The organism is Kitasatospora sp. NPDC004272, assembly GCF_053603035.1.
The window spans coordinates 94293-115311 of sequence record NZ_JBSGET010000005.1 but is presented as its reverse complement, the minus strand read 5'-3'; the positions used below and the strand labels follow the sequence as shown (position 1 = coordinate 115311).

Here is a 21019-nt window from a genome sequence, read left to right as displayed (position 1 = left end):
GGGCCGAACGGGCGCGGCGGGGCCGCCGCCGGGGTGCCGCGCAGCCCGTCGAGCAGGCCGGGCACCGCGAGCGCGCCGAACGCGCCCCAGACCGCGGAGGAGATCAGCACCGAGAGCACCGACCAGCCGACCGTGTCCTCGGTCCGGACGGTGAACCCGCCGACCTCGCCGCTGGTCGGGCCGCCCATCGTGGACCACATCGAGGTGCCGAGCAGCAGCAGCACGTTGAGCAGCGCGTACACGCCCGCCAGCACCGCCCGGTCGCGCTGGGCCAGCCGCCCCCGGTGCGCGGACCAGCCGAGCGCCAGCGCCGCCACCAGCGCCGGCAGGACGGCGAACCACCAGCCGTCGCCGTGGTCGCCCAGGTCGAACAGCGACACCGCCAGGTGGCTGTCCTCGAAGCCCCCGACCAGCAGCGTCGCGCCGCTGCCGATGCCGTGCACCACCACGCCGTAGTTGGTGACCATCACCAGGGGGCCGGCGTTCCAGAGCGAGTCGCCGTAGGAGAGCTGCATCACCAGCCCGACCGCGGTCAGCAGCACCAGCAGCCCGCAGACCACCCGGAAGGCGTGCTGCCAGGCGACCAGCAGGCTGCCCAGCCAGCCGCGCCGGGCGGCCTCGGCGCGCAGCGCGGCCGCGCCGTCCACGGCCAGCACCACCACGGCCGCGGCGATGCCCGCGGAGAGCGTCAGCGGCAGCAGGGCCGGGCCGACCTCGGAGCTCATCGAGGCGTAGCCGTCGCCGCCGCCCGACTCCTGGCCCGCCAGCCAGCCGAGCAGCAGCGCGACCACCGCGGACACCGCGCCGGTGCGCAGCGCCTGGATCCCGACCGCGGCCCCGGCCGGTTCGGCGGCCCCGGCCCGGCGGCGGGCCCGGGCGCCGAGGTGCAGGCCGAGCCAGAGCAGCAGCAGCCAGCCCAGCGCGACCAGGTGCAGCACCAGGTGGACGTTGGTCTCCAGGCTGGTCGTCGAGGCGTCGCCCCTCCGCTTGGTGGCGTGCATGACGACCCGCAGCGGCGCGCCGAAGCCGGTGAGGACGAGGGACAGCCAGCTCTGGAAGCCGTTTTCGGACCCGAACGGCGTGATCCGGTACGAGTCGTCGTCCTGGCTGCCGGTGCCGATCGCGGCGGCCAGCACCAGCAGCAGGGTGGGGGCGATCAGCACCCGGCCGGCGGTCAGCCAGCCCCGGGAGAGCGCCGGCGCCTCCCGGGTGTGGTGCACCTTGCCGGCGCCCCACGGGGAGCCGCCGACCGGGCCGGTGTCCTCGATCACGTCCCCGATCGCGGGCGCGGAGAGCGGCCTGCCGCAGTTGGCGCAGGTCACCGCGGGGTCGGCCGAGGCCGCTCCGCAGGACGGGCAGATGGGCATGCTGGTTCCCCCCAGGGTGGTTCGTGCTTCGAGGGCCCGTTTATCCCACCGCGGGTAAAGGGATGTCAATCTCCTTCCGGGGCCCGGCGGGGCACCTCGGGCACGGCCAGCAGCGGCAGCCTGAGCGCGCCGAACGCCCCTGCCGGGACGGCGGGTTGACGCGGAGTGACGGGCGGGACCGGTCGGTAGCCCGCGCCCGGCTCGGGGCGCGGGTCGGCCTCGCCGCGGTTGGGCCACATCGACATGGCGCGCTCGGCCTGTGCGGTGATGGTGAGCGAGGGGTTGACGCCCAGGTTGGCGGAGACCGCGGAGCCGTCGACCACGCTGATCCCGGGGTGCCCGTACAGCCGGTGGTAGGGGTCGACGACGCCGGTCTCGGCGCTGTCGCCGATCGGGCAGCCGCCGAGGAAGTGCGCGGTCAGCGGGATGTCGAAGACCTCGCCGGCGGTGGAGCCGGGAAAGCCGTTGATGGAGGCGGCGAGCGCCCGGGCGCCCTCCTCGGCGGCCGGGATCCAGCTCGGGTTGGGCGCGCCGTGGCCCTGCCGGGAGGTCAGTCTCCCGTTCTTCAGCGAGACGGTCAGCGAGTTGTCGAGGGACTGCATGACCAGGCCGATGATGGTCTTCTCCGACCAGCGGTGCTGGTTCATCGACTGGGCGAAGATCCACGGGTGCCGGGCGGCGGTGCCCAGGTAGCGCAGCCAGCGCGGTCCGCGCCCGGCGCCGCTGACCTGCTGGATGGAGAGCGCGCCCATCGCGTTGGAGCCGCGCCCGTAGCGGACCGGCTCGATGTGGGTGTTCGCGTCGGGGTGCACCGAGGAGGTGATGGCCACGCCGCGGGTGAAGTCGGGGCGTTCCCCGTAGCGCCGGGTGGAGGTCTGCGCGCCCACCAGGGCCTCGGAGTTGGTGCGGGTGAGGTGGCCGAGCCGGGCGGAGATCCGGGGCAGCAGCCCGCCCGCGCGCATCCGGTGCAGCAGGGTCTGGGTGCCGTAGGTGCCGGCCGCGACGACGACCCGCTCGGCGGTGATCGTGCGCGCCCCGGCCTTCCGGGCCCGCCGGGTGCGGGCGTCGGTGGGCAGCACGTCGACCGCATAGCCCCCGCCGTGCGGGCGCAGCCGCTCGACGGTGGTCATCGGCAGGATCTCGGCGCCGGCCCGCTCGGCCAGGTACAGGTAGTTCTCGGTGAGGGTGTTCTTGGCGCCGTGCCGGCAGCCGGTCATGCACTCGCCGCACTCGGTGCAGGCCCGGCGCTTCGGCCCGGCGCCGCCGAAGTACGGGTCGTCGACCTCGCCGCCGGGCGCGGCCTTCGCCTCGCCGGTGCCGTCCCGTCCGTCGCCGAAGAACACCCCGACGGGCGCCAGGTGGAAGGTGTCGCCGCAGCCCATCGCCTCGGCGGCGGCCTTCAGGTGCACGTCGGAGGGGGTCATGGTGGGGTTGAGCCGCACCCCGAGCATCCGCTGCGCCTGGTCGTAGAACGGGGCGAGCTCGGCCTGCCAGTCGGTGATGTGCGCCCACTGCCGGTCCTCGAAGAACGCCTTCGGCGGGACGTACAGGGTGTTGGCGTAGTTCAGCGAGCCGCCGCCGACGCCCGCCCCGGCCAGGATCAGCACGTTGCGCAGCAGGTGGATGCGCTGGATGCCGTAGCGGCCGAGGGCGGGTGCCCACAGGTAGTCGCGCAGGCTCCAGGAGGTGCGGGGCAGTTCCTCGCGGCGGAACCTGCGCCCGGCCTCCAGGACGGCGACCTTGTAGCCCTTCTCGGTGAGCCGCAGGGCGGCGACCGAGCCGCCGAAGCCCGAACCGACCACCACGACGTCGTAGTCGTACGACACTGCTGCCCCCTCCTGGGCCGGCTACTTCAGCCGGAACGCCTTCATGGCCTTCAGGCCGGTGGTGAAGAGCTCGGCGAACTTCCGGTCGTCCATGCCCATCGACGGGCCGATCGGCAGCAGCCGCTGCACGGCGACGGTCTGCGCCTCGGTGTAGCGCAGGATGCCCTCGGCGCCGTGCCGCCGGCCGAGCCCGGAGTCGCCCATGCCGCCCATCGGCGAGGCCACCGAGCCGTACGCGGCGGCGTACGCCTCGTTGACGTTGACGGTGCCGGTGCGCAGCCGGGCGGCGACCTTGCGGCCGCGGGCGGTGTCCTTCGTCCAGACCGAGGAGTTCAGGCCGTACGGGGTGCCGTTGGCGGCGGCGACGGCCTCGTCCTCGGTGTCGAAGCGGTAGACCGAGACGACCGGGCCGAAGGTCTCCTCCGAGCAGACCGCCATCTCGGGGGTGACGCCGTCCAGGATGGTGGGTTCGTAGAACAGCGGGCCCAGGTCGGGCCGGGCCCGCCCGCCGGTCAGCACCTTCGCGCCGGCCCCGACGGCCTCCTCGACGTGCCGGGTGACGGTCTCCAGCTGGCGGGCGGAGACCAGTGAGCCCATGTCGGCGCCGTAGGCGAGGCCGCCGCCCAGGCGCAGCGCGGCGGTCTTCTCGGCGAACTCCGCCAGGAAGGCGTCGGCGACCGAGCGGTGCACGTAGAGCCGCTCGATGGAGATGCAGAGCTGGCCGGCCGAGGAGAAGCAGGCCCGGACGGCGCCCGCGGCGGCCCGTTCCAGGTCGGCGTCGGCGAGCACCAGCATGGCGTTCTTGCCGCCGAGTTCCAGCGAGGCGCCGACCAGGCGTTCGGCGGCCCGGCGGGCGACGTCCCGGCCGGTGCGGGTGGAGCCGGTGAAGGCGACGTAGTCGGCGCGCTCGACCACCTGCGGGCCGACCACCGGGCCGTCGCCGAGCACGATCTGCCACAGCTGCGGGGGCAGTCCGGCCTCGACGAACAGCTCGCGGGCCCACAGCGCGGTCAGCGCGGTCTGGGTGTCCGGCTTGTTGACCACCGCGTTGCCGGCCACCAGGGCGGGCAGCGCGTCGCCGACCGACAGCTCCAGCGGGTAGTTCCACGGCGAGATCTGCCCGACCACGCCCTTGGGGCGGCGGGACTCGACGGCGCTGGTCAGCCCGGGGACGGCGCCGCCGCGGCGGCGGTCCTTCAGGTAGGAGTGCGCGGTGCGGCCGTAGTGCCGGGCCGCCGAGGCGACGGCCATCACCTCCTCGAAGGCGTGCAGCCGGGCCTTGCCGGTCTCCGCCTGGATCAGGTCCAGCACCTCGTCCTGCCGCGCCAGCAGCAGGTCGTGGAAGCGCAGCAGGACGCCCGCCCGGTACCGCACCGACAGCGCGGCCCAGGCCGGCTGGGCCCGCCGGGCCTGCGCGAACGCCAGCTCCACGTCCTGTTCCGAGGACACCGGCAGGTCGGCCAGCGCCTCGCCGGTGAGCGGCGCGAGGGTCTGCGCGCGCTGCCCACCGGTGGCGGTGACGCCCTTGGCCAGCCGGGCGACCAGCGCCGCGGGCACCGCCGAAGCGACGCCGCGCGCCGCGCCCTTCGCCGCAGGGTTGCGCCGGGCCTGGATCGTGCTCTCCGTCATGCGGGCAGCCTAGGCCCTGGACCCCGACTTGTGTACCCGCCGGTAACAGCGAAAGCCGAACGTGTCGCCCCGGCCGGACGGAGCCTAGGAGGTCGGGGTGAAGTTGTTCAGCACCGTGGTGAACTGCCGCAGGCTGTCGCGCCAGTCCTTCTCCGGGCCCGACACGTACACCATGAACGCCGTCCCGTCGGCGCGCCGGAACTCGACCTCCTTGGCGCTCCGGCGGGCGTCCTTGGCGCCGAAGCCGAACTCCCACACCGCGCCCTCCTCGCCCTTGATCTTGGCGATGGCGAGGCTGGTGCGCTGGTAGTCCTTCAGGCTCTTGCTCAGCGAGGTCTCCATCTGCAGGAAGTGCTCCTGCGGGGAGAGCGGCTGGCCGACCGTGACCGCGAACAGCAGGAAGTGCTCCAGGTTGTCCGGCGAGTAGTAGATCTGCCCGCCGGGCTTCTCGGTGCGCACCCAGTCCCCGTCGGTGGGCAGCAGGAAGCGGAACCCGGCCGGGTCGTCCTGCCAGGTGTACCCGGCGGGCGCGGGCGCGCCGCTGGGCAGCGGGCTGTCGGTGGGCAGCGGGTTGTCCGTGCCGGACGCGACCGGGCCGGGCGTCACGACCGGCGTCCCGCGGTGCTGCTGGTAGTAGTACGCGCCGCCGCCTACTCCGGCCAGCAGCAGCACGCCGACGGCCGCCCACAGCACGGCCCGGCCGCGCCGCCGGGGCGGTGCGGCCTGCGGGGCGGGGGCGGGCGGTGCGACGGGCGTCGCCGCCCGGTCCGGGCCGGACTCGGTGGCCGCCTCGGCCGCCGGGGCGGCGGGTTCGCCCTCCGCGACCCGGTCGACCACCGGGACGAGCTGGGTGGGCAGCCGGCCCGCGCCGGCCTGCTCGGGCACCCGGATGCTGACGGTGTGTCCGTCGGCGACCTCGCGCAGCATCCGGCCCGCCTCGTCGGCGCCGGGCCGCCCGTCCGGGTCCTTGGCCATCAGCGCGGCCAGCACCGGCCCGAGCCCGCCGGCCCGGCGCGGTTCGGGCAGCGGCTCGTCGACGACGGCGGTGAGCGTGCTGAGCGGGTTGTCGCGGCGGAACGGCGACTCGCCCTCGACCGCGTGGTACAGCGTCGCGCCGAGCGCCCACAGGTCGGAGGCCGGTCCGGGCCGCTGGCCCTGGGCCCGCTCCGGGGCCAGGTAGTCGGGCGAGCCGACCAGGTCACCGGGGCGGGTGATGTCCATCGCGCCCTCGAACTTGGCGATGCCGAAGTCGAGCAGCACCACCCGCCCGGTGCCGTGCTCCAGCAGCACGTTGGCGGGCTTGACGTCGCGGTGCAGCACCCCCAGTTGGTGACCGCGGTGCAGGGCGGCGAGCACCTGGAGGCCGACGTCGGCGGCCTCCCGGGGCGTCAGGGTGCCGTCCTGGGTGATCACGTCGGACAGCGCGCGGCCGTCCACCAGCTCCATCACGATCCACGGCCGGCCGTCCTGCTCCAGCACGTCGTGGATGGTGATCACGCCCGGGTGCTTGATCCGGGCCGCGGCCCGGGCCTCCCGCTGCATCCGGGTCTGGAGCATCTCCCGGTCCTCCTCCGAGAGGTGGCTGACCGTCAGTTCCTTGACGGCCACCTCCCGGTCCAGCATCTCGTCCCTGGCACGCCAGACGGTCCCCATCCCGCCGCGTCCCAGGCGCTCGCCGAGCGCGTACCGCCCGGCCAGCAGACGGCCGGTCGACTGGTCCTGTGCGCCCATGACCGTCCCCCCTTCGCTCCCCCACCGCCGGTCGGACGGGGTCCTGGCAGACCGTGTGCCTGCTCGCACCGACGGTTCAGGAGACAAGCCTAGGCTGCGCCGGGCCCCCCGGGAATCGCACCCCGGGCTACGAATCGCACCGTGACCGGCCGCTCTCAGCCTGCGACCGCCACGATCCCGGCGAGCGCCGCGACCAACAGCAGCAGCACGCCGCCCAGCACCAGCGGTCCGAGCAGCCGGGGCGGCACCCGCGGTGGGCGCACCGGGAGCTGACGGTCCGTCTCCTGCCGCGCCGCCCGCGCCGGGCGCCGGCCGCGCTGCCGCGGCACCAGCGGGCCCGCCACCGGGCGGGGCACCGGCAGCAGCGGGTCGGGCGGTCCGTCCAAGCCCGGTTCGGGTGCGAACACCAGCAGTTCGCGCAGTTCCCGCTGGACGGCGGCCGCGTCCGGCCGGGCCGCGGCGTCCGGCCGCAGCAGCCGCTCGACCAGCGGCCGCAGCGGCCCGCAGCCGTCGGCGGGGCGGTGCCGCCCGTCCCGGACGGCCGCCAGCAGCGTCGGCAGGTCGTCCTCCGGGTAGGGGCCGTGGCCGGTCAGCAGCCGGTACAGCAGCACCCCCAGCGCCCAGGTGTCCGCGGGGGCGCCCGGGTCGATCGCCCAGCGCTCGGCGAGCGCTCCGAGCATCAGCGCCCGGGTCTCGTACACCCGGCGCGGCACCTCGCCGCCCAGCGCCGCGCACAGCTCCTCCTCGGCGGCGCCCAGCAGCAGGCCGCCGAGCATCGCCGCGCCGTCCTCGCAGACCAGCACCGTGCGCAGGGTCAGGTTCCCGTGCGTCAGACCGGCTTCGTGCAGCGAGCGCAGCGCGCCCGCCAGGTCCGCCCCGATCTCCGCGACCCGGTACGGCGAGACCGGGCCGTTGCCCGCCAGCCGCTCCAGCGGCACCCCCGCGACCGCCTCCTCGGCGACCCACAGCACCTCGTCCTCGGGCCCGGCCGCGAGCCCCCGCAGCAGCCGCGGGTGCGTCCCCGCCGCCGCCGCGACCTGCGCGACCCGCGCGGTCACCCGCGGCCCGTACGACGGCGCGGGCGCCCCCACCGGGTGCCCCGGCACCAGCAGTTCGGGCAGCTCCAGCCCGAACAGCCGCACCCGCGCCCCGCCGTGGACGTCCACCGCGGGAACACCGACCTCACCCTCCGGACGGTCCGTCACCCGGTACCGCCCGGCCACCACTTGCCCCGGGGCCGCTCGCATGCCTGTTCCTCACGCCGTAGTCCCGCCAGCGTACGGCCCACGCCTGCCCCCGCGACCGCTCGGTACGCGCTTTCCGCCCCACCACCGGGAGCCGCCCCGCCGCCCCGGGCCCCCGCCCCGCCCGCGCCGGAGCCGCCCCGGCGGTCCCCCGCGGCTGCCCGCTACGGCGCGGGCTGGAAGCTCTCGAAGGAGACCTGCCGGGCCTGCGAGCCCTCCGGGGCCGTCCAGACCTCCTCGGGCATGGTCCAGTAGATCGCGTACCCGTACTTGCCGCCCCCGGTGACGAAGCCGCGGTTGAGCGAGTGCAGCAGGGTGCCGGTCTTGCCGGTGTAGGTCCACTCCCAGTCGGCGGCGTTGGTCCAGTCGCGGTAGGAGATGGCCTCCACCCGGACCTTGCGGTAGTTGGTCATCTTCGCGTTGCGGTCGGACGCCTGCCAGTCCTTCAGCGCGCTGTCGCCGGCGGGGCTCTGCCAGTCGACGACCAGCCGCAGCCCGCGGCCCTCGAAGCGCCGGCTGGTGGCGCGGTAGTCCGGCCCCTGGTCGGCCATCCACTCGGGCAGCGTGATGCTGAACCCGGACTGGTCCTTGTACACCTTGAACCCGGCGGGCACCTGCCCCCCGGAGGCCGACGGCGACGCCGTGCCCGGGGCCGACGCGGTGGCCGACGCCGACGCCGGGGCGGAAGGCGACGCCGGGGCGGAGGGGGACGCCGAGGCCGAACCGCCGTCCGCCGGACCGGCCGGCGGCACCGCCGCCACCTGCGTCGCCCCGGCCCCGGCCGCCGGCTCCCGGTCGCCCTTCGGCCAGAACGCCACCAGCGCCGCGACCAGCACCAGCACCGCGGCCAGCGCCGCGCCGGTCAGCACCGCGCGCCGCCGCCCGCCGGACGACCCGGCCGCGGCGGGCAGTTCGGCGGTCCGGGCGGCCGCCTCCACCGGGGCCGGCGGGGCCGGGACGACCACCGTCTCGGCGTCCGGCAGCGGCTTCCCGGCGGCGATGAGTTCGAGCAGCGGCCGGGCCGTGTCGGCGTCCATCCGCTCGGCCGGGTCCTTCTCCAGCAGGCCCTCGATGACCCGGCGCAGCGGCCCGGCGTTGCGCGGGGCGGGCAGCGGTTCGGTCATCACGGCGGTGAGGGTGGCCAGCGCGTCGCCCCGGTCGTACGGCGGGACGCCCTCGACCATCGCGTACAGCGTGCCGCCCAGCGACCACAGGTCGGAGGGCGGTCCGGGCAGCTTGCCGCGGGCGCGCTCGGGGGCGATGTAGGAGGGGGCGCCGACCAGCATGCCGGTGGAGGTGATGGAGGTGTCGCCCTCGACGCTGGCGATGCCGAAGTCGGTGAGCACGGTCCGCCCGTCCTCGCCGATCAGCACGTTCGACGGCTTGACGTCCCGGTGCAGGATGCCCTGGGCGTGCGCGGCGCCGAGCACGCCGAGCAGGTCGAGCGCGACCTGCGCGGCCCGTTCGGGGGCGAGCGGGCCGTCCTCGGCGACCACGTCGGCCAGCGACCGGCCGGCCACGAGTTCCATCACGATCCACGGCCGGTCGTCCTCCTCGACCACGTCGAAGACGGTGACGGCGGCGGTGTGCCGGATCCGCGCGGTGGCCTTGGCCTCCCGCAGGGTGCGGACGACGAGCCGGTGCTTCTCGATCTCGTCGACGGTGCCGGTCATCCGGAGTTCCTTGACCGCGACGATCCGGCCCAGTATCTCGTCCTCGGCCCGCCAGACGGTGCCCATGCCGCCGCGTCCGAGCACCTCGCCGAGCCGGTAGCGGTCCGCCAGCAGTCGGCCGGTCGGTTCCTGCGGCTGCGTCATCGGTGCGCTCTCCCCATGGTGTTGCGGTCGACGGCGGGCATCCCGACCGTGACCTGACGGCGTGTCGGACCACCGGAGGTGGCGGTCGCACGCCGGACACCCATCATCCCCTGTCCCGTCCCTCCCCGGCCACCCGCCCCCTCGCCCGACCGCCCGGGCCACCGGGCCCGCCCGTGGCCGGAGGGCCCCCGCCGTGGTCACGGCGGGGGCCCTCCGGTCGTACTGGGTTTCGCTCAGCGGGGGTGTCAGCGGCCGGGGTTGACCGTGACCTCGACCCGCTGGAACTCCTTGAGCTCGGTGTAGCCGGTGGTGGCCATCGCCCGGCGCAGCGCGCCGAACAGGTTCATCGTGCCGTCGGGGGTGTGCGACGGGCCGGTCAGGATCTGCTCGGTGGTGCCGACGGTGCCCAGGTGGACCCGCTTGCCGCGCGGCAGCTCCTCGTGGACGGCCTCCATGCCCCAGTGGTAGCCCCGGCCGGGCGCGTCGGTGGCGCGGGCCAGCGCGGCGCCGATCATCACCGCGTCCGCGCCGCAGGCGACGGCCTTCGGGATGTCGCCGCTGTAGCCGACGCCGCCGTCCGCGATCACGTGCACGTACCGGCCGCCGGACTCGTCCATGTAGTCGCGGCGGGCGGCGGCGACGTCCGCCACGGCGGTCGCCATCGGGACCTGGATGCCCAGGACGCCCCGGGTGGTGTGCGCGGCGCCGCCGCCGAAGCCGACCAGCACGCCGGCCGCGCCGGTGCGCATCAGGTGCAGCGCGGCGGTGTAGGTGGCGCAGCCGCCGACGATCACCGGGACGTCGAGCTCGTAGATGAACTGCTTGAGGTTCAGCGGCTCGGCCGCGCCCGAGACGTGCTCGGCCGAGACGGTGGTGCCGCGGATGACGAACACGTCGACGCCGGCGTCCACCACGGCCTTGGAGAACTCAGCGGTGCGCTGCGGCGAGAGGGCCGCGGCGGTCACGACGCCGGAGTCACGGACCTCCTTGATCCGCTCCTTGATCAGCTCGGCCTTGATCGGCTCCGCGTACACCTCCTGCAGGCGCCGGGTCGCCGCCGCCTCGTCGGTGATCGCGGCGATCTCCTCCAGCAGCGGCCGCGGGTCCTCGTACCGCGTCCACAGCCCCTCCAGGTTCAGCACGCCCAGGCCGCCGAGCTGCCCGATCGCGATGGCCTGCTGCGGCGAGACCACGCTGTCCATCGGCGCGGCCAGGAACGGCAGTTCGAACCGGTACGCGTCGATCTGCCAGGCGATCGAGACCTCCTTCGGGTCACGCGTACGGCGGCTGGGGACGACGGCGATGTCGTCGAAGGAGTACGCCCGGCGGCCGCGCTTGCCTCGCCCGATCTCGATCTCAGTCACTTCGAGCCCTTCTGCTGCTTTCCATCTCCCGACCGGGTCACCCCGGCCACGCCCCAAGTATCCCGTACTCGCCCCCACCTGCCCCGCCAGGGGCGCGCCCGGGGCCGGACGCACGGAACCGCCCGGTCGCGGTCGATCCGCGGCCGGGCGGTTCCGGTGGCCTCAGCGGGCGTTGTAGTTCGGCGCCTCGACGGTCATCTGGATGTCGTGCGGGTGGCTCTCCTTGAGGCCGGCCGAGGTGATCCGGACGAACCGGCCCTTGGTCTGCATCTCCTCGATGGTGGCGGCGCCCACGTAGCCCATGGTCTGGCGCAGGCCGCCGACCAGCTGGAACAGCACCGCGGACAGCGGGCCGCGGTAGGGCACCTGGCCCTCGATGCCCTCGGCGATCAGCTTCTCGTCGGAGGAGACCTCGGCCTGGAAGTAGCGGTCCTTGGAGAAGGACTTCGCCTGGCCGCGGGTCTGCATGGCGCCCAGCGAGCCCATGCCGCGGTACGACTTGAACTGCTTGCCGTTGATGAACAGCAGCTCGCCGGGCGACTCCTCGCAGCCGGCCAGCAGCGAGCCGAGCATCACGGTGTCGGCGCCGGCGCACAGCGCCTTGCCGATGTCGCCGGAGTACTGCAGGCCGCCGTCGCCGATGATCGGGACGCCCGCGTCCTGGCAGGCCTGGGCGGCCTCGTAGATCGCGGTGACCTGCGGGACGCCGACGCCGGCGACCACCCGGGTGGTGCAGATCGAGCCGGGGCCGACGCCGACCTTCACGCCGTCCACGCCCGCGTCGAGCAGCGCCTGGGCGCCGTCCCGGGTGGCGACGTTGCCGCCGACCACGTCGACCGGCACGGCGGCCTTGATCTTGGAGATCCAGGACAGCGCGTTGTGCGAGTGCCCGTGCGAGGTGTCGACGACCAGGAAGTCCACGCCCGCGCCGACCAGCGCCTGGGCGCGGTCGAAGGCCTCGGCGGAGGCGCCGACGGCGGCACCCACCAGCAGCCGGCCCTCGGCGTCCTTGGCGGCGTTCGGGTACTTCTCCGCCTTGACGAAGTCCTTGACGGTGATCAGGCCCTTGATCCGGCCCTCGTCGTCGACCAGCGGCAGCTTCTCGATCTTGTGGCGGCGCAGCAGCGCGACCGCGTCCTCGCCGGAGATGCCCACCTTGCCGGTGATCAGCGGCATCGGGGTCATGATGTCGCCGACCTTGCGGCTGCGGTCGGTCTCGAAGGCCATGTCGCGGTTGGTGACGATGCCCAGCAGCTTGCCCTCGGGGGTGGCCACCGGCACGCCGGAGATCCGGAACCGGGCGCACAGCGCGTCGGCCTCGGCCAGCGTCGCCTCCGGGCCGACCGTGATCGGGTCGGTGACCATGCCGGACTCGGAGCGCTTCACCAGGTCGACCTGGTTGACCTGGTCCTCGATCGAGAGGTTGCGGTGCAGGACGCCGACGCCGCCCTGGCGGGCCATCGCGATCGCCATCCGCGACTCGGTGACCTTGTCCATCGCCGCCGACAGCAGCGGGATGTTGACCCGCACGTTCCGGGAGATCCGCGAGGAGGTGTCGACCTGGTTGGGCAGCACCTCGGAGGCCCCGGGCAGCAGCAGGACGTCGTCGTACGTGAGTCCGAGCATCGCGAACTTCTCGGGTACGCCGGCGGCGTTGTAAGACATGGGGAACCTTCCGTGGCGGGCCGTCGTTCTGCGCACGGGCGCCCGGCTGTCATCGGCCGCCAAGACGCCCGGTGCCTGGAGGAACCTCCAACGGAACCCCGCGCGCACCGGAGAAACTTTGGCGACCCGACCAGGCGCCGATACCCCATGGTACTGGTGACGCGGGGTAGGTCGTCGCGCCCTCTTGACAACACCCGGTCGGCCGCGCTTCTTCCACCCCGGCCCGGACGGCCGTCCACGCGCGTCCAGCAGCGCGGACCGGGATCAGCCGGTCTCCTCCGCCAGCGCCCGCAGCCGCGACAGCGCCCGGTGCTGGGCGACCCGCACCGCGCCGGGCGACATGCCGAGCACCTCGCCGGTCTCCTCCGCCGACAGCCCGTCCGCCACCCGCAGCAGCACCAGCTCGCGCTGACGGGCCGGCAGGTACGACAGCAGCTCCTTGATCCACTCGGCGTCGCTGGACAGCAGCGCCCGCTCCTCCGGCCCGAGCGAGTCGTCCGGCGTCTCCGGCAGGTCGTCCGGCGGGATCACCGTCGAACCGGGCCCGCGCATCGCGGCCCGCTGCAGGTCGGCGATCTTGTGCGCGGCGATCCCGTACACGAACGCCTCGAACGGACGCCCGGTGTCCCGGTAGCGGGGCAGTGCGCAAAGCACCGCGACGCAGACCTCCTGGGCCACGTCGTCCACGTGGTGCCGGGCCCCGCCGGGCAGCCGCACCAGCCGGCCGCGGCAGTACCGCAGCGCCAGCGGGAGCACGTAGCCGAGCAGCGCCTCGATCGCCGGGCCGTCCCCGCGGACCGCCGCGGCGACCAGTTCGGCCACCTCCGGCGACGTCCCCGCGCCGAGGACGGGCGGGCGGACCGGCGCTCCCGACGGGCCGTCGGCCGCGGTCACCGCACCCTCCGGTGCCGACGACGGATCGGCAGCCGCACCCCCGGGGGCGGGCTGCACCGGGTCGGGCCCGGCGGCCTCCTCGTCGTCACGCATCGGTCCATGGTGCCTGGTCGGGCCGGAAAACGCGGCACCGCGTCCGGACTTGTGCATCGGAACGTTATCCGTCGCCGCGTGCACCGTGCCGCCTCCCCTGCCTGTCCGCTGGTCCCCGAGGTGCTCCACTACTCCATGGTGCAGCCTCGGGACCACAACGTCACACGTCCGAGCGAGCGCAGTTCGCGCGCCCGCTCAGCGGACCAGGCCCCAACGGAAGCCCAGCGCCACCGCGTGCGCGCGGTCCGAGGCGCCCAACTTCTTGAACAGGCGCCTGGCGTGCGTCTTCACGGTGTCCTCGGACAGGAACAGCTCGCGGCCGATCTCGGCGTTGGAACGGCCGTGGCTCATCCCCTCCAGCACCTGGATCTCACGGGCCGTCAGGGTCGGCGCGGCGCCCATGTCCGGGCTGCGCAGCCGGCGCGGCGCCAGGCGCCAGGTCGGATCGGCCAGCGCCTGGGTGACGGTGGCCCGCAGCTCGGCGCGCGAGGCGTCCTTGTGCAGGTAGCCGCGGGCCCCGGCGGCGACCGCGAGGGCCACCCCGTCCAGGTCCTCGGCGACGGTGAGCATGATGATCCGGGCGCCCGGGTCGGCCGACAGCAGCCGGCGGACCGTCTCCACCCCGCCGAGGCCGGGCATCCGGACGTCCATCAGAACGAGATCGGAACGGTCGGCCACCCAGCGGCGGAGGACCTCCTCACCGTTCGTCGCAGTGGTCACCCGGTCGACGCCGGGCACGGTCGCCACCGCACGGCGAAGCGCCTCCCGGGCGAGCGGGGAATCGTCGCAGACGAGTACGGATGTCATGACCGTCCTCCGCAGCTGATCCGCGTCACGTTGAGCCTCCTGGCTGGTACGAACCTCTCCGACACGGCCCCGGGACGGACCCGTTCCGATCGCCTCGCTGCGCGACCGTTCCCGATGTCCTGCGCCCTCTGACCGCCTCCGTACTTCCAACGACCGTCACTCGAATGAGTTACGGCTTCACCTCCATCTCCACCACTGTACGTGGCCGACCCATCACACAAGAGCCACCTCGCGGTGCACGCGCCGCACTTTTGTGCAGCTCGCACGCGGTGTCCGCGCCGCGCGCGCCCTCCGCGGGCCGCTCGCGCCCGGTCGGACACCCGATCGATGGAGCATTCGGGTTCAAACCTATCGCCCCTTTTGTCCGTTTTTATAGCTTCTGTCAGGTCATTGACTGATTCGTCGCTGTGTGGGTGACTTGTCCGTGTAGCTGGCTTAAGTCATATTTCCAGGTGTCCGTACCGGCCCCGTGCAGCCTCGCCGCAGCGACCGCGACCGAGCCGCCAGGTCCCGAGCCATGAAGGGAACGAACCATGGCAGATTTCTCCCGCCTCCCCGGCCCCAACGCAGACCTCTGGGACTGGCAGCTCTCCGCAGCCTGCCGCGGCGTCGACAGCTCGCTGTTCTTCCACCCCGAGGGCGAGCGCGGCGCGGCCCGGACCTCCCGCGAGACGAGCGCCAAGGAGGTCTGCATGCGCTGCCCGGTCCGCACCCAGTGCGCGGCCCACGCCCTGGCCGTCCGCGAGCCCTACGGGGTCTGGGGCGGCATGACGGAGGACGAGCGCGAGGAGCTGCTCGGCCGCTCCCGCAACCGGCTGGCCGAGGTACCGCTGGCGATGCCGCAGACCATCCGGCGCTGACCGCCCGTCCCGCCGCGGCCGTCCCCGCCGCAGCGGACCGCGCCCCGCCGCGCCGCCCGCCCGTCCCCGGCCGGCGCCGCGCTCAGCGGGCGGCGGCCGCCGCCGCGAGCTGGTCCAGCATCAGCGCCACCGCCGGAACCTCCGCGAGGTCCGGCAGGGTCAGCGCCACCACCTCCCGCCGGGCCGGCTCGCCCGACGCCACCCGCACCGGCACCGCCGCCACCCCCGGGTGCCGCACCGACTCCAGCGCCAGCCCCGGCAGCACCGCCACCCCCAGGCCCGCGCCGACCAGGCCCACCACCGCCGGGTAGTCGTCCGTGGCGAACTCGATCGCCGGCGCGAAACCCGCGTCCGTGCACAGCTCCACCAGGTGCCCCCGGCACTGCGGGCAGCCCGCGATCCACTGCTCCCCCGCCAGCTCCGCCAGGTCCACCGGTGCGTCCTCGCCCCGCTCCGCCAGCGGGTGCCCCGCCGGGACCAGCCCCACCATCGGGTCGTCCAGCAGCGGGCGCACCACCAGGTCCGACCAGTCGTTCGCGGCCGCCGTCGCCGCCGCCTCCAGCGCCGCCTCGGCCCGCGCCTCGCGCAGCGTCGCGTGCGGGGACGGCAGGCTCGGCCCGCCCTGCGAGTCCGGGTACCGGAACGCCAGCGCCACCTCGCACTCCCCGCCGCGCAGCATCGCCAGCGCCTGGACCGGCTCCGCCTCCACCAGCGAGACCCGCACCCCCGGGTGCGCCGCCCGCACCTGCGCCACCGACCGCGGCACCAGCGTCGAACTGGCCGTCGGGAACGAGACCAGCCGCACCCGCCCGGCCCGCAGCCCGGCGATCGCCGCGACCTCCTCCTCCGCGGCCGACAGCCCCGCGAGGATCCCGTCCGCGTGCCGCAGCAGCACCCGCCCGGCTTCGCTCAGCTGCATCTCCCGCCCCGCCCGCACCACCAGCGGGGTGTCGACCGCCTTCTCCAGCGCCTTCATCTGCTGGCTCACCGCCGGCTGCGTGCACCCCAGTTCGCGCGCCGCGGCGGAGAACGACCCGGTCCGGGCGACGGCGTGCAGGACACGGAGGTGGCGGGCTTCGATCACGCTTCAACTCTAGGGGAGCCGGAAAACGGCGGAACGCGAAAGGGCGCGAGGCCCCGCGGCCCGAGCCCCGCACTACGGGAGTGCGTGGTCGGTCGCGCGGTTCCTCGCGCCCTTCAGTGCCTGCCGGCTAGCCGTTTCAGTGGCTGTGGCCGTGGCCGCCGTGCGAGTGGCCGTGGCCCGCGGCCTCCTCCTCTTCCTTCTTCTCCACCACGAGGGTCTCGGTGGTGAGCAGCAGGGAGGCGATGGAGGCGGCGTTCTCCAGGGCGGAGCGGGTGACCTTGACCGGGTCGATGACGCCGGCCTTGACCAGGTCGCCGTACTCGCCGGTGGCGGCGTTGTAGCCCTGGCCGGGCTCCAGCTCGGAGACCTTGGAGGTGATGACGTAGCCCTCCAGGCCGGCGTTCTGGGCGATCCAGCGCAGCGGCTCGGCGAGCGCCTTGCGGACCACGGCGACACCGGTGGCCTCGTCGCCGGACAGGCCGAGGCCGTCCTCCAGGACCTTCGCGGCGTGCACGAGCGAGGCGCCGCCGCCGGCGACGATGCCCTCCTCGACCGCGGCGCGGGTCGCCGAGATGGCGTCCTCCAGGCGGTGCTTGCGCTCCTTGAGCTCGACCTCGGTGGCCGCGCCGACCTTGATCACGCAGACGCCGCCGGCCAGCTTGGCGAGGCGCTCCTGGAGCTTCTCGCGGTCCCAGTCGGAGTCGGTGTTGGCGATCTCGGCCTTGATCTGGGCCACCCGGCCCGCGACCTCGGCGGAGTCGCCGGCGCCGTCGACGACGATGGTCTCGTCCTTGGTGACGGTGATGCGGCGGGCGGTGCCGAGCACGTCCAGGCCGACCTGGTCGAGCTTGAGGCCGACCTCCTCGGAGACGACCTGGCCGCCGGTGAGGGTGGCGATGTCGCCGAGGATGGCCTTGCGGCGGTCGCCGAAGCCGGGGGCCTTGACCGCGACCGCGTTGAAGGTGCCGCGGATCTTGTTGACCACCAGGGTGGAGAGGGCCTCGCCGTCGACGTCCTCGGCGATGATCAGCAGCGGGCGGGAGCCGCCGGCCTGCAGGACCTTCTCCAGCAGCGGCAGGAGCTCCTGGATGGAGGAGATCTTGCCCTGGTTGATCAGGACGTACGGGTCCTCCAGGACGGCTTCCTGGCGCTCCGCGTCGGTGACGAAGTACGGCGACAGGTAGCCCTTGTCGAACTGCATGCCCTCGGTGAACTCAAGCTCGACGCCGAAGGTGTTGGACTCCTCGACGGTGATCACACCGTCCTTGCCGACCTTGTCGATCGCCTCGGCGATCAGCTCGCCGACCTGGGTGTCCTGGGCGGAGAGGGAGGCGACGGCGGCGATGTCGTCCTTGCCCTCGATCTCGCGGGCCACCGAGAGCAGGTGCTCGGAGACGGCGGCGACGGCCTTGTCGATGCCCTTCTTCAGGGCGGCCGGGCCGGCGCCCGCGGCGACGTTGCGCAGGCCCTCGTTGACCAGGGCCTGGGCCAGCACGGTGGCGGTGGTGGTGCCGTCGCCCGCGACGTCGTTGGTCTTGGTGGCGACCTCCTTGACCAGCTGCGCGCCGAGGTTCTCGTACGGGTCGTCGAGCTCGACCTCGCGGGCGATGGTCACACCGTCGTTGGTGATGGTGGGGGCGCCGAACTTCTTGTCGATGACGACGTTGCGGCCCTTGGGGCCGATGGTCACCTTGACGGTGTCGGCCAGCTTGTTGACACCGCGCTCCAGCGAGCGGCGGGCGTCCTCGTCGAACTGCAGGGTCTTCGCCATGGTCCCGTTTCCTCAGGGGTAGGTCTGCGTACGTGGAGCAACAACCGCGCCCCGGGCCCCTGTCAGTGCTGACACGGTTCCGGGGCGGGGCTGGGACGTCTTACTGCACGGACGTCTTTACTTCTCGATGATCGCGAGGACGTCGCGGGCCGAGAGGACGAGGTACTCCTCGCCCTGGTACTTCACCTCGGTGCCGCCGTACTTCGAGTACAGGACGATGTCACCGACGGCGACGTCGAGCGGCAGACGCTGGCCGTCCTCGAAGCGGCCCGGGCCGACGGCCAGGACGACGCCCTCCTGGGGCTTCTCCTTGGCGGTGTCCGGGATCACCAGGCCGGAGGCGGTGGTGGTCTCGGCGTCGAGCGGCTGGACCACGATGCGGTCCTCAAGCGGCTTGATGGCAACCTTGCTGCTGGTGGTCACGTCCGAGCTCCCCTTCGGAGATTACGGGGTTGTCTAACAGGTAGGTGGCGAAGTCTGCGCGGCCGCCGTCGCGGGGGTCGGACACGCTTCATCGCGTTAGCACTCTCCCTGGGGGGAGTGCCAGAGACGACCTTAGGACGCCGTTAGCACTCAGTCAACCAGAGTGCCAACGACGTCGGATTCGAGTTTCCGTTCGATGCCGGGCCGTTCCCGGTGCGGATACTCAACAGCTGCGCGAATTCCCTTGCCAAGATGGGCAGATGGCGAAGAAGCGGCCGTCCGCGGACGGGACGCGCTCCTCGCGGCGGGGCGGGCGCGGTGCTCGGGCACTGGTCCGACCCGGGACAATGGCCCGGTGGAGATCGAGTCGTTCCGGGCGCTGCTGACCGAGCAGGGGCAGGCGCTGCTGGCCGAGTTGCGGGGGTTCACGGCGGCCGGGGAGCTGGCGCTGGCGACCAGGCTGCGGCGGGAGTACCCGGCGGAGCTGGTGCGGGCGGCGTTCGAGCAGGCCCGGCTGCGGCAGCGGGCCCGGGCGAAGTTCGGGGCGGACGCGGACGCGATGTACTTCACCCAGCACGGGGTGGAGCAGGCGACCCGGCGTTCGGTGGCCGAGTGGCGGGCGGGCCGGTTCGCGGCGCTGGGGGTGCGGCGGCTGGCCGACCTGTGCTGCGGGATCGGCGGGGACGCCGTCGCGCTGGCCCGGGCCGGGATCGCGGTGCTGGCGGTCGACCGGGACGGGCTCACCTGCGAGGTGGCCCGGGCGAACGCGGCGGCGCTGGGCGTGGCCGATCTGGTGGAGGTCCGCCGGGCGGACGTCGCGGACGTCGACACGGCGGGCTTCGACGCGGTGTTCACCGATCCGGCGCGGCGCACCTCGCACGGCCGGGTGTTCGATCCCCAGGCGTACTCGCCGCCGCTGTCCTGGGCGGTGGAGGCGGCCCGCGGCGCCCCGTTCGGCGCGCTGAAGGTGGCGCCGGGCATCCCGCACGAGCTGGTGCCGGAGGGCGCCGAGGCGGAGTGGGTGTCGGACCGGGGCGAGGTGAAGGAGGCGGTGCTGTGGTTCGGCACGGCCGCCGCCGAGCCGTACCGGGCGACGCTGCTGCCCGGCCCGCACTCGCTGTCCGGCGGCGCGCTGCCCGCCCCGCCGGTGGGCCCGGTGGGCCGCTACCTGTACGAGCCGGACGGGGCGGTGATCCGCGGCCGGATGGTCGCCGAGGTGGTGGCGGCGGTGGACGGGCGGCTGATCGACCCGATGATCGCCTACGTCACCTCGGACGAGCTGCGGCCGACGCCGTACGCGCAGGCGTACGAGCTGACCGACGTGCTGCCGTTCCAGGTGAAGCGGCTGAAGGCGCTGGTGAAGGAGCGCCGGATCGGCACCGTGGTGATCAAGAAGCGCGGGGCGTCGGTCGTCCCGGAGGAGCTGCGGCGGCAGCTGAAGCCGGCCGGGCCGAACGCGGTGACGGTGCTCGTGGCCCGCACCGCGGCCGGCCCGGTGATGATGCTGGGTCAGCCGGTGGGCCGGGCGACGTAGTCGTCGAGGCGGGCGACCGCGAAGCCCTGCTCCTGGATCCGGGAGAGCAGTTCGCCGAACATCCGGGTCATGGTCTCGCCCTTGAGCTCGGACGGGCCGCGGAAGTGGGCGAGGATGATGTCGCCGTTGCGCAGCTTCTTGTCGGCGGCCTGGTACTGCATGTCGTGGATCTGCATGGACTCCCGCCACAGCACGACGGCGCGCGGCCCGCACTCCTGGACGGCGGCGTTCAGGGCGGCGGTGTTGGCGCCGTCGCCGTAGGGCGGGCGGAACAGGTACGGGGCGGTGCCGTACTGCTCGGTGAGGGCCGCCTGGTCGTCGCAGACCTGCGCCTTCTGCTGGGCGGCCGGGAGCTTGCTCATCACCGGGTGGCTGACGGTGTGGTTCTGGATGCTGTTGCCGAGCGCCTGCAGCGGCTTGAAGTAGGCGTAGTCGTTCTTGACGATGTCCTTGGTCAGGAACATCGTGACCGGCACCTTCAGCTCGGTGAGCATCTCGACGAACTCCGGGTCCTTCTCGGCCCCGTCGTCGATGGTGACGAACACGACCTTGTCGGAGGTCGGGACTTCGCTGAACACCGGCACGGTGCCGGTCCTGGTGAGCTTGATCGGCGGGACGGCGGGCGGCGCGGGCGCCTTGGGCATCGGCTTGAGGCCCCACTTCGCCCAGGCGGCCTCGGGCACCGCGTCCTGGGCCGCCGCCGAGGGCGAGCCGGCGGCGGGGGCGGCCGGGGAGGTGGCGGCGACCGGCTTGGCCGGGACGGCCGGGGAGCCGGCGGGCTCCGGGCCGCTGCTGCACCCGCCGGCCGCCAGCAGCACCGCGAGGGCGCCCACCCCGTACCCGACCCGCACCCGCTGCTTCACCGATGTCCCCCGCTCGTCCTCGACACGCGTGTCGATAATAGGACGAT

At 74.0% G+C, this 21019-nt stretch carries 16 protein-coding genes; 2 read left to right on the top strand and 14 right to left on the bottom strand.

Translation table 11 applies throughout. The annotated features are described in order from the left end of the window. From ACWEO5_RS03670 to ACWEO5_RS03625, 10 genes are all read right to left on the bottom strand, one after another. The coding region (locus tag ACWEO5_RS03670) for a hypothetical protein (RefSeq protein WP_452159735.1) at positions 1-1367 on the bottom strand (1367 nt) is incomplete at its 3' end. 65 nt (positions 1368-1432) lie between these two features. Next, a complete protein-coding gene (locus ACWEO5_RS03665; RefSeq protein WP_344551997.1) occupies positions 1433-3193 on the bottom strand; it encodes a GMC family oxidoreductase in 1761 nt (586 codons plus the stop codon). Positions 3194-3214: 21 nt separating this feature from the next. Next, positions 3215-4822, bottom strand: coding sequence for a succinic semialdehyde dehydrogenase (locus ACWEO5_RS03660; protein WP_452159733.1), 1608 nt, complete (start codon positions 4820-4822; stop codon positions 3215-3217). 84 nt (positions 4823-4906) lie between these two features. Next, positions 4907-6553: a serine/threonine-protein kinase gene (locus ACWEO5_RS03655; RefSeq protein WP_452159731.1), complete on the bottom strand. Its 1647-nt coding sequence runs from the start codon at positions 6551-6553 to the stop codon at positions 4907-4909. A gap of 155 nt (positions 6554-6708) precedes the next feature. Continuing rightward, positions 6709-7800: a protein kinase gene (locus ACWEO5_RS03650; RefSeq protein ID WP_452159729.1), complete on the bottom strand. Its 1092-nt coding sequence runs from the start codon at positions 7798-7800 to the stop codon at positions 6709-6711. Between the two features lie 161 nt (positions 7801-7961). Then, complete coding sequence (locus tag ACWEO5_RS03645) at positions 7962-9614, bottom strand: serine/threonine-protein kinase (protein WP_452159727.1); 1653 nt, start codon at positions 9612-9614, stop codon at positions 7962-7964. A 245-nt stretch (positions 9615-9859) separates the two neighbouring features. Continuing rightward, positions 9860-10978 (bottom strand): GuaB3 family IMP dehydrogenase-related protein, encoded by a 1119-nt coding sequence (locus tag ACWEO5_RS03640; protein ID WP_452159725.1) that lies wholly within the window; start codon positions 10976-10978, stop codon positions 9860-9862. Positions 10979-11140: 162 nt separating this feature from the next. Further along, a complete protein-coding gene (gene guaB / locus ACWEO5_RS03635) occupies positions 11141-12643 on the bottom strand; it encodes an IMP dehydrogenase (protein WP_344552003.1) in 1503 nt (500 codons plus the stop codon). Between the two features lie 264 nt (positions 12644-12907). Continuing rightward, entirely contained in the window at positions 12908-13630 is a 723-nt protein-coding gene (shbA, locus tag ACWEO5_RS03630; protein ID WP_452159723.1) for an RNA polymerase sigma factor ShbA, read from the bottom strand. Between the two features lie 195 nt (positions 13631-13825). Next, positions 13826-14437, bottom strand: coding sequence for a response regulator transcription factor (locus ACWEO5_RS03625; RefSeq protein ID WP_014136228.1), 612 nt, complete (start codon positions 14435-14437; stop codon positions 13826-13828). 533 nt (positions 14438-14970) lie between these two features. Between ACWEO5_RS03625 and ACWEO5_RS03620 the strand changes: the two genes are divergently transcribed. Continuing rightward, entirely contained in the window at positions 14971-15297 is a 327-nt protein-coding gene (locus ACWEO5_RS03620) for a WhiB family transcriptional regulator (RefSeq protein ID WP_030457376.1), read from the top strand. Between the two features lie 82 nt (positions 15298-15379). Here the strand turns inward: ACWEO5_RS03620 and ACWEO5_RS03615 are convergent, their stop codons facing one another. The 3 genes from ACWEO5_RS03615 to groES form a co-directional block, all read right to left on the bottom strand. After that, a complete protein-coding gene (locus ACWEO5_RS03615) occupies positions 15380-16381 on the bottom strand; it encodes a LysR family transcriptional regulator (protein WP_344552005.1) in 1002 nt (333 codons plus the stop codon). Between the two features lie 136 nt (positions 16382-16517). Beyond that, entirely contained in the window at positions 16518-18152 is a 1635-nt protein-coding gene (gene groL / locus ACWEO5_RS03610) for a chaperonin GroEL (RefSeq protein WP_452159720.1), read from the bottom strand. A 117-nt stretch (positions 18153-18269) separates the two neighbouring features. Next, positions 18270-18575, bottom strand: a complete 306-nt coding sequence (gene groES, locus ACWEO5_RS03605; protein WP_014136232.1) for a co-chaperone GroES — start codon at positions 18573-18575, stop codon at positions 18270-18272. A gap of 355 nt (positions 18576-18930) precedes the next feature. On the opposite strand from groES, the gene ACWEO5_RS03600 reads away from it, so the two are divergent. Continuing rightward, the gene (locus ACWEO5_RS03600; RefSeq protein ID WP_452159718.1) at positions 18931-20109 is read left to right on the top strand and encodes a class I SAM-dependent methyltransferase; all 1179 of its coding nucleotides are present in this window, start codon (positions 18931-18933) and stop codon (positions 20107-20109) included. Here the strand turns inward: ACWEO5_RS03600 and ACWEO5_RS03595 are convergent. After that, entirely contained in the window at positions 20085-20972 is an 888-nt protein-coding gene (locus ACWEO5_RS03595; RefSeq protein WP_452159716.1) for a polysaccharide deacetylase family protein, read from the bottom strand. The genes ACWEO5_RS03600 and ACWEO5_RS03595 overlap by 25 nt on opposite strands. Between the last annotated feature and the right edge of the window lie 47 nt (positions 20973-21019).